This window comes from Desulfovibrio sp. ZJ200 (assembly GCF_011039095.1).
GTDB lineage: Bacteria > Desulfobacterota > Desulfovibrionia > Desulfovibrionales > Desulfovibrionaceae > Desulfovibrio.
On record NZ_JAAKEH010000006.1, the window covers coordinates 72193 to 86060 of the forward strand.

Annotated in this window: 14 protein-coding genes; 7 read left to right on the forward strand and 7 right to left on the reverse strand. The window is 65.4% G+C overall.

Annotation, left to right across the window (positions count from 1 at the left end; all coding sequences use genetic code 11):
- Positions 1-149: 149 nt before the first annotated feature.
- Positions 150-1649: a 23S rRNA (uracil(1939)-C(5))-methyltransferase RlmD gene (rlmD, locus tag G7Y52_RS03270; protein WP_165065989.1), complete on the reverse strand. Its 1500-nt coding sequence runs from the start codon at positions 1647-1649 to the stop codon at positions 150-152.
- A gap of 181 nt (positions 1650-1830) precedes the next feature.
- On the opposite strand from rlmD, the gene rplU reads away from it, so the two are divergent.
- The 4 genes from rplU to proB all read left to right on the forward strand — a co-directional run bounded on the left by rplU (position 1831) and on the right by proB (position 5504).
- Entirely contained in the window at positions 1831-2139 is a 309-nt protein-coding gene (gene rplU / locus G7Y52_RS03275) for a 50S ribosomal protein L21 (protein ID WP_165065992.1), read from the forward strand.
- Between the two features lie 446 nt (positions 2140-2585).
- The gene (gene rpmA / locus G7Y52_RS03280) at positions 2586-2852 is read left to right on the forward strand and encodes a 50S ribosomal protein L27 (RefSeq protein WP_165065995.1); all 267 of its coding nucleotides are present in this window, start codon (positions 2586-2588) and stop codon (positions 2850-2852) included.
- A 242-nt stretch (positions 2853-3094) separates the two neighbouring features.
- Entirely contained in the window at positions 3095-4195 is a 1101-nt protein-coding gene (gene obgE, locus G7Y52_RS03285; RefSeq protein ID WP_165065998.1) for a GTPase ObgE, read from the forward strand.
- A 94-nt stretch (positions 4196-4289) separates the two neighbouring features.
- Positions 4290-5504 (forward strand): glutamate 5-kinase, encoded by a 1215-nt coding sequence (proB, locus tag G7Y52_RS03290; RefSeq protein WP_165066001.1) that lies wholly within the window; start codon positions 4290-4292, stop codon positions 5502-5504.
- 467 nt (positions 5505-5971) lie between these two features.
- On the opposite strand, the gene G7Y52_RS03295 is transcribed toward proB, so the two are convergent.
- The 6 genes from G7Y52_RS03295 to queA form a co-directional block, all read right to left on the reverse strand.
- The gene (locus G7Y52_RS03295; protein ID WP_165066004.1) at positions 5972-6892 is read right to left on the reverse strand and encodes a DUF2333 family protein; all 921 of its coding nucleotides are present in this window, start codon (positions 6890-6892) and stop codon (positions 5972-5974) included.
- Between the two features lie 177 nt (positions 6893-7069).
- Complete coding sequence (locus G7Y52_RS03300; RefSeq protein WP_165066007.1) at positions 7070-7609, reverse strand: 2-oxoacid:acceptor oxidoreductase family protein; 540 nt, start codon at positions 7607-7609, stop codon at positions 7070-7072.
- Positions 7602-8423, reverse strand: a complete 822-nt coding sequence (locus tag G7Y52_RS03305) for a thiamine pyrophosphate-dependent enzyme (RefSeq protein ID WP_165066010.1) — start codon at positions 8421-8423, stop codon at positions 7602-7604. The genes G7Y52_RS03300 and G7Y52_RS03305 overlap by 8 nt, the downstream gene beginning before the upstream one ends.
- A gap of 2 nt (positions 8424-8425) precedes the next feature.
- Positions 8426-9532: a 3-methyl-2-oxobutanoate dehydrogenase subunit VorB gene (gene vorB / locus G7Y52_RS03310; protein ID WP_165066013.1), complete on the reverse strand. Its 1107-nt coding sequence runs from the start codon at positions 9530-9532 to the stop codon at positions 8426-8428.
- Positions 9529-9753, reverse strand: coding sequence for a ferredoxin family protein (locus G7Y52_RS03315; RefSeq protein WP_165066017.1), 225 nt, complete (start codon positions 9751-9753; stop codon positions 9529-9531). Before G7Y52_RS03315 ends, vorB begins: the two co-directional genes overlap by 4 nt.
- A 32-nt stretch (positions 9754-9785) precedes the next feature.
- Entirely contained in the window at positions 9786-10895 is a 1110-nt protein-coding gene (gene queA, locus G7Y52_RS03320; RefSeq protein WP_165066020.1) for a tRNA preQ1(34) S-adenosylmethionine ribosyltransferase-isomerase QueA, read from the reverse strand.
- A 174-nt stretch (positions 10896-11069) separates the two neighbouring features.
- Here queA and G7Y52_RS03325 point away from each other — a divergent pair, with 174 nt between their 5' ends.
- From G7Y52_RS03325 to G7Y52_RS03335, 3 genes are read left to right on the forward strand one after another with little or no spacing between them, the layout of a single operon-like run.
- Entirely contained in the window at positions 11070-11690 is a 621-nt protein-coding gene (locus G7Y52_RS03325; protein WP_165066023.1) for a hypothetical protein, read from the forward strand.
- Complete coding sequence (gene coaBC, locus G7Y52_RS03330) at positions 11687-12925, forward strand: bifunctional phosphopantothenoylcysteine decarboxylase/phosphopantothenate--cysteine ligase CoaBC (protein ID WP_165066026.1); 1239 nt, start codon at positions 11687-11689, stop codon at positions 12923-12925. The genes G7Y52_RS03325 and coaBC overlap by 4 nt, the downstream gene beginning before the upstream one ends.
- Positions 12907-13854, forward strand: a complete 948-nt coding sequence (locus G7Y52_RS03335) for a hypothetical protein (protein WP_165066029.1) — start codon at positions 12907-12909, stop codon at positions 13852-13854. Before coaBC ends, G7Y52_RS03335 begins: the two co-directional genes overlap by 19 nt.
- Positions 13855-13868 lie beyond the last annotated feature (14 nt).

Sequence of the window (13868 nt, forward strand, 5' to 3'; positions counted from 1 at the left end):
GCCGCCCCCGCGTGATGTCAGGCGGCGCGCATTTCCGGCCAACTGACCCGGAACCCCCAACAAGTGTAAATTATCACAGCCTCGTTGGCGCGTCAACGGCTTTGCAGGGAAATATATGGCTTGCACGCACTTTTTCATGGGCCGCTTCCTCACGCGGCACGTTGCCAGAGGCTCAGGCATTCCAGATGCGGGGTGTGCGGGAACAAATCCACTATGGCCAAGCGCTTCAGGCCGTACTGAGAGGAAATGCCCACAGCGTCCCGGGCCAGGGTGGCGGGGTTGCATGAAATATAGAGCAGCCGCCGTGGGGCGAGCCGCAGCAAATTGCCCAGGGCCCTGGGCGAGAGCCCGGCTCGCGGCGGATCGACAAGGGCCGTGTCCCAGGTCCGGCAGATCGGGCCGCTGCCCGTGCCGGCACGATGCTCCAGAGCCGCGGCGTCATCGGCCAGATAGCGACAGTGGGCAAGGCCCATGATTGCGGCGTTGCTGCGGGCCAGAGCCACGGCCCGCGCGTCGCATTCCAGACCCAGCACGCGCTCGAAAGACGGCGCCAGAACAAGACCCGGCGCGCCCACGCCGCAGTAGAGATCCAGCAGACCGCCGCCCGGCGGGGTGCGAGGGACGAGCATGTCCCGGGCCAGCCGGGCCAGGGTCTGTGCGGCCCCGGTGTTGACCTGAAAGAAAGAGGCCGCGTCCAGGCTGAAGAGGCGATCCGCCAGGGGCAGATGGAGCAGCGCCGCTTCCGGCCGCTCGCGGCCCTGATCGTCCAGGGTCAGCACGCGCCGCTCGCCCGCCGCCAGGTTCTCGCGGCTGCCGCGTTCCTCATGAATGAAGGCGGCCAGGGCCGGAAAGGCTGCCAGCAGATTTTTGCCCAGAACGCGCACCGCGGCGCGCCGGGCCCTGTCGCCCGGACTGGTGACGCACAGGGCCCACCAGCGCGGCGCGGGATTCTCTGCCGTGCGGCCGCGCCGCAGGATCAGAAAGCGCCAGAAACCGTGGTCGCGCTGCCCTGCTGCGCGCTCGTCGCGCTCCGCGCGGGGGACATAGGGCGCAAAATTGCTGCGGGCGGCCAGATCGCGGACAGCGTCGACGATTTCACAGGCCGGCGGCGGCAGCAGCACGCACCCCGGCACCGGTATCGCCTCCAGGCTTCCCCGGCGGCGCAGCCCCAGGATCAGACGCCCATCCCGATCCGACCCGAAGGCGAATTCCATTTTGTTGCGAAATTCCCGCAGCCGGGGCGAAGGATGCACGGCTTCCAGAACAGACTCCAGCATGGCTCGATCCAGCCGGCCGATGCGGGTCAGGGCGTCCAGCGCCAGTTGCCTTTTCCAGTCCAGTTGCCGGGCATAGGGCATGATCTGCAGCGGGCAGCCCCCGCATATCCGCTGATGCGGGCAAAGCGGCGGCACGGCGTCAGGCGCCGGGCGCAAGATATCCAGCGCAACCGCCTCAATGAGCCGCGGCTTGCGACGCACGGCTTGCGCGCGCACGATTTGCCCCGGCAACCCGCCGGATATGAAAACAACGGTTCCGGCAGCCGGGTCGGAGAGTGCGCCCGGGCAGGCCGCGTCGCCATTGCCGAGGCGGCCTACGCCGCGCCCGTCGTGAGCCAGGGCCTGCACGGCCACGGTAAGGATCTCATTCATGATTTTTCTGCATAGCAGCGCCGCTGCCCTTTGCCAAGAGCCATGCCGGGGCAGCCGCCTCCTGGGCGCGGCTCCTTTGGTTGCGGCGGGCCCTTGCGTGATGGTAAAAATTTTGCGGCGCGACTCTTGACTTTTTTCAGGGCATGGGGCAAATGTACCTTTCTCTTTCTGGAGGTTGAGCATGTACGCGATTATCGAGACCGGCGGCAAACAGTACCGCGTCGAGGAAGGTTCCAAAGTTGTTGTGGAAAAACTCGCGGCCCAGGCAGGCAGCGAGATTACCCTGGACAAGGTGCTGATGATCGGCGGCGCTGACTGCAAAGTGGGCGCGCCGTATCTTGCCGGAGCCGCCGTGACCGCGGAAGTGCTGGATCAGGGGCGCGGCCCCAAGATCATGGTGTTCAAACGCTGGCGGCGCAATGACTCGCGCAAGTTGCGCGGGCATCGCCAGGACTGTACCACCATTCGTGTCAAAAGCATCAATAGTTAGTACCCTGTAAGGCATACAGGTACAGGGTATCGTTCGCCGGGCGAAAGTCCGGCGCGTCGCCAAAGGCGGCATGGGTTCTGTCGAAAACAGCGTTTTTTGGCAGAATGCCGATTCGGAATTTTGATAAGAGTTAATGTTACTCTGCTCCGGCGGCAATTTTTGCATTCTGGCATGACAAAAAGCCCAAGGGTTTTGCGGCGGCGCAGCCGTCGTGAGTGAGCGAAAACGACCGAAGGCAGCCCTTCAGGCGCTGGCCCCGTTGGCGACCTGAGGCGTCTGCGGGTTAGGGCTGCAGACCTCAAGCGCATACAGCGCCACAGCACCGAGAAGGACGTTTTTCGCAAACGATCCTGCAAAAATTTCGTTCGTCAGCGTGCGCGAAATTTTTGCCATCAGACAGTACGCTGAATCCGGAAACGGAAGAATCAGCGCCCAGGGAGGCTATCATGGCTCACAAGAAAGCAGGCGGCTCTTCGCGCAACGGCCGCGACAGCGCAGGGCAGCGGCGCGGCGTCAAGCGTTTCGGCGGTCAGCGCGTGCTGGCCGGCAATATTCTGGTTCGTCAGTTGGGCACTACCGTGTACCCCGGCGCGGGCGTCGGCATGGGCAGGGATTTCACCCTGTTCGCCAAGATCGATGGCGTGGTGCGCTTTGAAAAATATATGCGCAAGCGCCGTGTGCTCACGCGCGTGCATGTGGAGGCTGCCGCCTGAGAGCGCGGCCGCAGGAATTTGTAAAAGGGAAGGGGCCGACGCGGTTGCGCGGCCCCTTTTCTTTTTGCGTTTTTGCAGGCAAATTGAATCACTTCCGCCTGTAAAAGTCGCGTTCAAGCCGCTTGCGGCAGGAACGCCGGCTCCCGGCGCGGAAGGCACTGCCCCGTTTCACAGCGCCAGGGCCGCCGTCCCGGTTGCGAAATATATTACCTGTACTTGCCCTTTGGGCCAAAGGCTCTGTTATGAGATTTGTGGATGAAGCAAAAATACGGATCAAAGCCGGGAATGGCGGGCATGGCTGCGTGTCCTTCCGGCGGGAAAAGTTCGTGCCCCGCGGCGGCCCGGACGGCGGCGACGGCGGCGACGGCGGTTCGGTGCTGCTCAAAGCCGACAGTCGTCTGCTCTCGCTCTACGATTTCCGTTTGAAACGCCAATATGAAGCGCAGAACGGGCGACCCGGCCAGGGCAGCCAGTGCGGCGGCAAAAAAGGCGACGATCTGGTGCTGCATCTGCCTGTGGGCACCCTGGTCTTTGTGGAGGAGCCGGAAGGCGAACGCCTGCTGGCGGATCTCAGCGAGCCGGACGCTGAAGTGCTCGTGGCGCGCGGCGGCAGAGGCGGCAAAGGCAATGAGCATTTCAAGTCCTCCACCATGCGGGCGCCGCGTTTTGCTCAACCCGGCGAGCCCGGCGAGGAGTTCAACCTGCGCCTGGAGCTGAAAATCCTGGCGGATGCCGGACTGATCGGCCTGCCCAATGCGGGCAAGTCAACATTGATTGCGCAGCTTTCCGCGGCGCGCCCGAAGATTGCGGACTATCCCTTCACCACGCTCACGCCCAATCTGGGGGTGATGATCGATGAAAGCGATCCGGATCGCCGCATGGTCATTGCCGATATTCCCGGGCTCATTGAAGGGGCGCACCAGGGGCAGGGATTGGGGCACCGTTTTCTGAAACATGTGGAACGGACGCGCTTTCTGGTGCATGTTCTGAGCATTGAAGATGTGGGCGACGCCGACCCCTGGGCCGGTTTCACGCTGGTTAACGAGGAATTGCGGCATTTTGATCCCGAGCTGGCCGAGCGGCGGCAAATTGAAGTGATCAATAAAACAGATCTGGCGGACGAGGCAAGGCTTGCGGCCTTGAAGGACCGCGCGGAAGCTGACGGACGCCGCATCTATTTTATTTCGGCACGCGAAGGGCAGGCCCTGGAACCTCTGGTGGCCGAGCTCTGGAAGTTGCGCGACGAGAGTATGCGCCACGAGCCGCTGATCAGGACGGCGCAGGCAGAAGCGGAAGCCGTGGAAGAATTCCCGGAGATCGAAGTGATCTATACCCGCGAATAAGCGAGAGGCGGCCAGAGCATTTTCAAAGTGAAAATGTTCTGACAATATTGTAGGCTCCCAGCCCGCGCGCAAGCGCGGATTCGGCGGAGGCGGCATGGAAGCGCGGCAACCCGGATTCCGGGAAGACTGGCGGCAGGAGCGGGCGCGTGTGACTGCCCTGGCCCGGATTGTGGTCATCAAGGTGGGCAGTGCTGTGCTGGCTGACTCCAGGGGGCTCAATGCCCAGGTGCTGGACAGCCTTGCCCGGCAGGTGGCGGATTTGCAGCGGCGCGGGGATGATCCCGCAGGCCGCCGCCTGGTGCTGGTTTCGTCCGGGGCCGTGGCCGCCGGACGCGCCGCTCTGGCCGCGCGCGGGCAAAGCGTGGAGACGGTGGGCCTGGCGGCCCGCCAGGCCGCGGCCGCCGTGGGCCAGGGGCAATTGATGCGGGCCTGGGACAAGGCTTTTTACGCCCACGGCCTGCCCACGGCCCAGGTGCTCCTGACCCGCGACGATCTGCGCGCGCGCGCACGCTTTCTGAACGCCCGGAACACCTTTGCGGAACTGCTGCAATGGCGCGTGCTGCCCATTGTCAATGAAAACGACACGGTCTCGGTGAGTGAGCTCAAGTTCGGCGACAACGACTGCCTGGCCAGCCTGCTGGTCAATCTCACTGGCGCGGACCTTTTCGTCAACCTGACCTCCTCGCCCGGTGTGCTGGCCGAGGCTCCCCAGTGGAAGCCGGACGCGCCGGTGCTGGATCATATTGACGACGTGGCGGCTCTGGATCTGAATCAGCTTTGCGGGGGCAAGACCTCCGTGGGCACGGGCGGCATGTATTCCAAATTGCTGGCCGCGCGTCGCGCCGCGCAGATCGGCGTGCCCACCCTGATCCTGCCGGGCCGCGCCCCTGATGTGCTGGCCCGCGCCTTTGCCGTTGCGGCAGAAGAAAGCTCTTCGCCGGATCTTCCCGGAACCTGGGTGCGCCCTGCGCAACATGCCATCCCGCGCCGGAAATTCTGGCTGGCCTATCAGTCCGAACCCGCGGGCAGCGTGATTGTGGACGAAGGCGCGGCCCAGGCCCTGTTGCGCAAAGGCGGCAGTCTTTTGCCCGGCGGCGTGCGGCAGGTGGAGGGAGCGTTCCAGAAAGGCGCGCTGGTGCGGGTCAGCCATGCGGGCCGAAGCCTTGGCGTGGGCCTTTCCAATTACAGCGCCGCGGACCTCAGGAAAATCATGGGCCTCAAGCGGCATGAAGTGGCGGCCATTCTGGGCGACGCGCACTATCCGGAAGTGATCCACAGGGATAATTTGCTTCTGGATGCGGCGGTGTAAAGCGTGTTCCGCGCAAAAAGCCCAGGCTGCCTCGGGCGGAGGCCTGCGCCGTGAGCCGCCGAGGCAGGTTTGCGCCTGCGGCCCGGGGACTTAGAGCATTTTCACTTTGAAATTGCTCTGGCGGCCGCGGGAGCGGACGCCCGCGCCGAATGAGCGTCCAGACCGCGTTGCGGTAGCCGTTAGCAAGCTTTGCTTGCTTACGGATAGCGACAGCGGTTGCGTTGACTGGCTGCCGCAGTAACCAGTTGCTGTCTTCATCCGTAGCTTCCTTCGTCGCAACGGCTGAAGCCTGGACGCGAAATGATGGCAGCGCCGCTTTTGAAATTGAATAATTTCAAAAGCAAAATGCTCTAGAACATATTGCTTTTAAAACGCTCCGGCGCTGCACAGCGCCACAAACGCGCAGGGCGCGCCCCTCATCGTGAAGACGGGGGCGCGCCCTGTGCGCGTCAGGCAGGGGGCAGGCCTCAGATGCGGATGCTGTCGCGGATGTCTTCCAGGCGGGCCTTGGCGAACATCAGATAGGACAGAACCAGCTCGCCGGAGTTGAAAGACGAGGTGATGTAGAGCGGGTCATAGGTGCAGATGCGGTTCAGGTACTCCATGACCGCGGCCATGTTGTCCTCATTGTTTTTGGCCCGGATCTCGGGATACAGAACATACAGGGTATTGATGAAGTCCCGCAGCACCAGCGCGATGCCCTGCACTTCGTAGATGCGGTTATCCAGCTCATGAAAAGACATGTTCTGGGCATTTTCCAGCAGGCCCAGGGCGTAGCCCAGCAGGTTTTCGCCGGTGACAGTGACAAAGGAGGCGTACAGATCGTCGGTGCGGCAATTATAGACGCCCGTGCCCTTGTCCAGAGAGTCTTTATACTGCTCCAGCAGCGTGAGGCCCTTTTTGTAGGCGCCCTCGGCCGAAGGGAACATGAAGCTGCGCGGATCCAGGGCAAAGCTGTTGATGCGCGCTTTATAGAGAAATTCGCTTTCGCGGTCGCTGGAGCCCAGTTTGGCGATCTGGCTGGAATAGAGATCCAGCAGGAATTTTGTGGCGTGGTAGACGCCATATTGGCGGTAGGCGCGGTTATCCAGCACGAAACGGTTGAAGATGATGTCGTTGAAGCTCCAGCCGAAGGGGGAATCCAGCTCATAGCGCAGTTGATGGGTAATGGCGTCCAGCAGGATTTTGCCTTTTTCATTGTCGGCAAGCTGGTCGGCATTTTCGGGCACGGCTACGGGCTCCGGAAAGGTGGTGGCGTCCACCATGCCATAAACGCGTTGCAGGCCCCAGATCACAACCAGAATGCCCACCAGAAGACTGGCCTGCACGGCCAGGGTTTTCAGCACAACGCGCATTTTCAACACCGGGGGAAGTTCAGGCAGTTTCATGAAAAAAATCCTCGCTTGAGAGACGGTGAGCTGCGCCGTTCCGGCTGAACGGCCTCGCCTTATACTAAGAACGTATCGGCCCGGCGGAAGGGGCAGGGCTGAAAAAACTCTCATCTTGGCACATACGGCCTTTCAAAGCCGATCTGCTCTGGCATGTCCGCACACTGCGCTTTCCAGTCACACGAAATGATAGCCTTCTTCCAGAGCTCTGGCATTGATCGGGAGCAACGCGGCGTAATGCGCGCTGATCACGCGCTTGAGCGCGTCCTGCACGACCGCGAGCGGCAACGCGCCCGTGGCCTTGAGCCAGGCGCCCAGGGCCACCATATTGGCCAGCTTCACATTGCCCAGCGCGTGCGCCATGTCGTTGACCGGAATGTAGACGCTGCGCAGCCCGGCGTCCAGCAGGGTTTTGTCGATCAGCGAGGCATTGACGATCTGCACGCCTTCGGGGCGAAGGCGCGCCTGGAATTTGCGCAGCGAGGGCTCGTTGAGCATAATGGTGGAAAGCGGCTCCCGCACCAGAGGGGAGCCGATGGGATGCGTATCCAGCACAACCGTGCAGTTGGCCGTGCCCCCGCGCATTTCCGCGCCGTAGACCGGAATGAAGCTCACTTCCAGGCCCTGCTCCATGCCCGCCTGCGCCAGCAGATTGCCGATCAGCATCACGCCCTGGCCGCCGAAACCGGCAATAATCACGTCCCGGTACTCAGTCACGGGGAACCTCCCTGGCTTTTGCGCCGCCCGTGCCGCTCGCATCCTTGAACACGCCCAGGGGAAAGACCGGGATCATGACTTCGGCAATGCGCCTGTTGGCCGCCACCGGGTCCAGATGCCAGTTGGTCGGGCAGCCGGCGAGCAGTTCCACAAAGCCGAAGCCCAGGCCCGCGATCTGTGCCTCAAAGGCTTTGCGCACCGCCCTTTTGGCCGCCAGCACATGTTTGACCGAATCCAGGGCGCAGCGCTCGGCATAGGCCACGCCCTGCAACTGGGCCATGATTTCCGTGAGGCGCACCGGCCCGCCCTCGTTGCTCAGGGAACGGCCCTGGCGGGTGGTGGTGGTTTTCTGCCCCACCAGGGTCGTGGGGGCCATCTGGCCGCCGGTCATGCCGTACACCGTATTGTTGATGAAGATCGTGGTGATCTTTTCGCCCCGGTTGGCCGCGTGCAGGGACTCGGCCAGACCGATGGCCGCCATGTCGCCGTCGCCCTGATAGGTGAAGACCACGGCTTCGGGCCGCGCGCGGCGCACGCCCGTGGCCACGGCGCAGGCCCGGCCGTGCGGGGCCTCCAGGCCGTCCACGTTGAAATAATCATAGGTAAAGGTGGCGCAGCCCACCGAGGCCACCAGGATGGTCCTTTCGGCCACGCCCAGCTCGTGCAGCACCTCGCTGACCAGACGGTGCGCAATGCCGTGATGGCAGCCGGGGCAGTAATGCGTGACGCGCCCGTTGAGCACGGGATTGCCGTCGAAAACAAGGCGTTCGCCCTCGCGCGGGCGCAGGAGCGCTGCCGTTTGCGGGTCTTGCATGATCACTTCTCCTTGAGGGCCTGGAGCATGGGGTCCACAAGCTCTTCCGCGCCGATAAACAGGCCGGGCATCACCCCGTGCCAGCGCGTTTCGGCCGTGCCGTTCAGGGCCAGGCGCACATCCTCAACCATCTGGCCAATGTTCTGCTCAATGACCAGAAAACGCCGCCCCGGCGCCAGGGCGCGCAGCGCCTCATCCGGGAAGGGGTAGAGCGTCACGGGTCTGAACAGCCCCAGCTTGTGGCCCTGGCCGCGCAAACGCCGGATGGCGCTGCGCGCGATGCGGGCCATGGAGCCGAATGCCACCACAACCAGTTGCGCGTCGTCCACGTCCGATTGCTCCCAGGCGGTTTCCGCGCGCATGGCCTCATAGGAGCGCATCAGCATACGATTGCGCTCGGCCAGCGCGCCTTCGGCCAGATACACGGATTTGAGCAGACGCGGCGCCGCGTTCCCGCCGCGCGCGCCATAGCCCTCCAGCCGCCAGTCAGCGGCCAGGGCCCGGATCTGCTCAGGGCGCAGCGCGCCCGCGGGTGGCACGCGGCGCACCGGTTCCTTGATCTGGCCAACCATGGCGTCGCCCAGCACCATGACCGGATTGGCGTACCTGAAGGCCAGGGCAAAGGCCCGGAACATGAAGTCATAGCACTCCTGCGCCGTGGCCGGAGCCAGCGCCAGGTTGCGGTGATCGCCGTGGCCGCCGCCCTTGACCGCCTGGAAATAATCCCCCTGGGAAGGGCCTATATCTCCGAGACCCGGGCCGCCGCGCTGCATATTGACGATCACGCCGGGGATCCGGCTGCCCGCCATATAGGAAATGGCTTCCTGCATCAGTGAGATGCCGCAGCCCGAGGAGGAGGTCATGGCCGGGATGCCGCAGGCCGCCGCGCCCAGGAGCATGTTGGAGGCGGCCACCTCACTTTCGGCCTGCACGAACTGCCCCCCGTTTTCCGGCAGCAACCAGGAAAGCGTCTCGGGGATTTCGTTCTGCGGCGTGATCGGATAGCCGAAATAGCAGCGGCAGCCCGCATCCACCGCGCCGAAGGCCACAGCCTCATTGCCCTTGATCAGCACGCGCCCGGGCGCGTTTTCGGCGTGCGCCGCGCTCATGCCGCGCCTCCCTTGTGTTTGCCGCTTTTAAACACGCGGATGGCCACGTCCGGACAGATAATCGCGCAGGAGGCGCAGCCGGTGCATACGCCGGCCATCTCCATGACTTCGTACCCCTGCCGGTTGTAGCGGCCCGACGGGCGCAGGATGCCCACAGGGCAGACCTCCACGCAGAGCTTGCAGCCTTTGCAGCGCTCTTCCAGAAAAACGACTCGTGACATGTGCGCTCCCTGGGAAGCGCCGGCCGTCCGCGTCAGCGGATCAACATGGCGTCCCCGTAAGAAAAGAATCTGTAGCCCCGCGCCACGGCCTCGGCATAGGCGGCCAGCACGCGCTTGCGCCCGGCAAAGGCCGAGATCAGCATGAGCAGGGATGATTCAGGCAGATGGAAGTTGGTCAGCACGGCATCCGTCACGCGGAAGCCCCGGCCGGGATACAGGAAGATGTCGGTCCAGCCCGTATAGGGCTGCACCCGGCCGCACAACTCGGCCACGCCTTCCAGGGCGCGCACGCTGGTGGTGCCGACCGCGACCACCGGGCGCTTCTCGGCCCTGGCCCTGGCCACAGCTTCGGCGGTTGCCTCGGGAATTTCCACATATTCCCGGTGCATACGGTGGCCGCGGATATCCTCGCTGCGCACCGGGCTGAACGTGCCGTACCCCACATACAGCGTTACTTCGGCCCACTGAAAGCCCGCCCGCGTCAGCTCCCGGCGCAGCTCGGGCGTAAAATGCAGCCCGGCCGTGGGCGCGGCCACGGAGCCGGTCTTGTCGTCCCTGGCGTAGACTGTCTGATAGCGGTTGAGATCTTCCTCGCCGTCGGCCCGTTTGATATAGGGCGGCAGGGGAATGTGCCCGGTGGCGGCAAAGGCTTTGGCCAGATCTCCCTGCCAGCGCAGGCGCACCCGGCGGCGGCCAAACGGGCCGGACTGCAGCACGGTTACCCTGATGCCCGCGCCGAAGTCAAAGGTTTCGCCTTCGCGCACGCTGCCGCCCGCGCGCACCAGCCCTTCAGCCTCGGCGCTGAAAGCGCCCTCCGCTCCGGCCCGCGCATCAGGCGCGGCCTGCGCCAGCACCAGCGGCAGGGGCGTGAGCAGCAGAAATTCCACCTTGCCGCCCGTGGCCCGCGAGCCCAGCAGGCGGGCCTGGAGCACGCGCGAATTGTTGACCACGATCAGCGCGTTTTCCGGCAACAGGCCGGGCAGATCGCTGAAGCGCGCATGGCGCAGATCGAGATCGCCCGTCCGGGGCATGACCAGCAGCCGGGACGCTCCCCGCTCTTCCGGCGGGAACTGGGCAATCTGCTCCGGCGGCAGCTCGAAATCATAGCTGCTCAGAAAAAAATCCGCTTCTTCGGTGATCATGACTGTCCTAAGCCCCATCAATATGTCCGGCGCGCGGCCGGGCTTGTCAGCGCGCCGCGGAGCGGCTAGGATGGGTTCGATAATCCGGGCGGGCCAGGCCCGGCGGCCAAACCCTCGGCCCCCGGCCCCCCGGCCTGAACGATCCGCGCTATCCGGGGAGGAAGGAGTATAGCCATGCGACGCACGCTTGTCACCCTCGCTCTGGGGCTGCTTTTTGCCGCGGCCACGGGCTGCGCCTCCCTTGGGGTCGGCAACCCCTTCAGCAATGACCCGCTGACCGGCGGCACGGCGGCCGGGGTCAGTCAATTGCTGGACGTGCCCCTGCCCATGGGCATGGAACGCTATGCCTCGCACGGCTATCTGACCTACGGCGCGGACGGCGGCCGTGAAGGCCTGGAAACCCTGCGCGGCAATGTGGACGCCTCACGGGCGGCGCAAAGCCTGTTCACAACCTTGCAGAGCCAGGGCTGGCAGTTGCGTCTTTCCCTGCGCAAAGGGGATCGCGCCGTGTACGTCTATGAAAAAGGCACGACGCTGGCCGTCCTGGCCTTTCGCCGCCAGACGGTCCTGACCATCCTGGAAATCTGGTCCGGCAGCCGCCTGCCCGACGGCGCGAGCCTGAGCCTGCCCGGCTCGGAAAGCCCCACAGCGGAACTGCCCGGCGAGGCATATCCCCCGCTGGACACTGCCGGCGCGGCAGAGCCTGCCGCAAGCCCGCGGCCCGCGCCCGGCGCCACCGAGCATTGGGGCGACGGCGCCACGGGTTCCGGCGGCCTGCAGGAGCGCAACCTGTGACCCCTTTCGGGCAAAGCACGCATTTTGCCAACAGCCGCCTGCATTTGGGCGTCTGCGGCTCCGTGGCCTGCTGCAAGGCCCCGGAACTGTTGCGGGCCTGGCGCGCGCTCGGCATCCATGTTTCGGTGACGCTCACCGCCGGGGCGCAGCGTTTTGTGACGCCGCTGCTCTTTGAATCCCTGGGCGCGGCCCCGGTCTACACGGACATGTTCGCGCCCGGCCAGGAAGTATTCGCGCATCTGGAGCCGGGGCAGCACGCCCAGGCTCTGGCGCTGGCTCCGGCCTCGGCCGACGCGCTCTCGCGTCTGGCGGCCGGCGCGGCTTCGGATCTGCTCTCGGCGCAGGCCCTGGCCTTTGACGGCCCCCTGATCCTGGCTCCGGCCATGAATCCGCGCATGTGGGCCCACCCGGCCACACGGGCCAATACGGCCTTGCTGCGGGAGCGCGGCGCGCGGCTGGTGGCGCCCGCTTGCGGCGGCACGGCCTGCGGCGACCAGGGCGAGGGCAGGCTGGCCGAGCTGCCGGAAATTTTTCTCGCGGTCTTGCAGGCCCTGGCCCCGCAGGATATGGCCGGAAAAAAGGTGCTGGTCACCCTGGGGCCAACCCGTGAAGCCTGGGACGGCGTGCGTTTCTGGTCCAATCCCTCCAGCGGCCTGATGGGCGCGGCGCTGGCGATCTGCGCCTGGCTGCGCGGGGCCGAGGTGACGGCCGTCTGCGGCCCTGGCGGCGCGGCGCTTTTGCCGCAAGGCGTGCATCGCTGCGAGGTTTGCGGCGCGCGGGACATGTTCGAGGCCGCGCGCGCCCTCTGGCCGGGCATGGACATGGGCATGTTCGCCGCGGCTGTGGCGGATTTTTCACCCATTCCGCTGGGCGCGCGCAAATTCAAAAAATCCGAGGCGCCGGAGGGCTTCAGCATAGCGTTTACGCCCAACCCCGATATTTTGCAGACCCTGGCCGCCGCGCGCCGCAACGGCCCGGACGCGCAAAAAGTTCTCGGCTTCGCCGCGGAATGCGCGCCCGGCACAGAGGCGCTCCTGCCTTTGGCACGCGCCAAACTGGCCCGCAAAAAGGCGGATCTGCTGGCCGCCAATCAAATCAACGCGCCCGCCTGCGGTTTTTGTTCCCCTACCAACAGCATGGCGGTGGTGGACGCTCACGGCCGCGAGGAAATCTGGCCCTCGCAGAGCAAGGCCGACGTGGCCTGGGAGTTGTGCTCATGGCTTTTGCGGATCTGAACCCGCTGGGCGCGCTCTGGCAAGGCCGCGGCCTGCACTGTCTGTTGCTGCCCCAGGACGCGCCCGCGTCCTGCTCCCTTTGTCGGGAGCCCACGCCGGGCGCGCCGCCTGCGCCGAAAAAAAAACCGGCTCCGGCGGCTGCGCCCCATGTCCGTCTGGCCCCTGCCGGCGCCGCGCCGCCGCGCGGCATGCGGACAGCCCCGGGCTACGCCGCCCGGGCGGCGGAAAATGAGGCACGTCAGCGGGCGCGCGGGGAACGGACGGGGCAGAAAGAGCAGGCCGCCGGCCCTGTTCAGCCTGCGTTGGACAGATCTGCCCCTGCCCGGAACGAAGACGCCTGGCGGCCTTTGCCCCCGCATGCCTGGCCCGCGCCCTGGCAGCAGCGCCTGGCGGCCACGCGACCGGGTCTGGTGCTCTGGACCTATTGGAAGCTGGGCCAGGATCTTGAAGGTCTGCGGGACGAAGGCCAGGCCGCGCGGCGCGCTTTTTTGCAGCGTTTGCTGGCCGACCTGGGCCATCCCGGCGGCACCCACACATTCTGGCCCGCCTGCCTGCCCACGGCGTCCGCATTGCGCTCAGGGTCTCCCACAGCCGCGGGGGATGCGCTTGCGGCATCCCCCGCAAGCAGTGGGGCGGCGGCCCCTCACGGCATGGAAGGCTCGGCCCCCTGCGCCGACGCCGCGGCCAACCCCGACGCCTTCTGGTCCGGCGTGAGCAGGCTCGGCGCGCGCGGCGTGGTGGTCATGGGCTCGGCGGCGGTCAAGGCCCTGGCCTTGCCCGGCACGCTGCGCCCCTTGCAGCAGACCCGCCACCGCGGGCATCTGGTCTGGGTGCTCTGGGACGTGGATTATCTTCTGCATGAGGAGCAGCGGTATGCGGCCATGCTGGCCTTTTTGCGCCGGGCCTTGCGGCAGGTGACGCGCGCCTGAACGCCGCCGCGGGG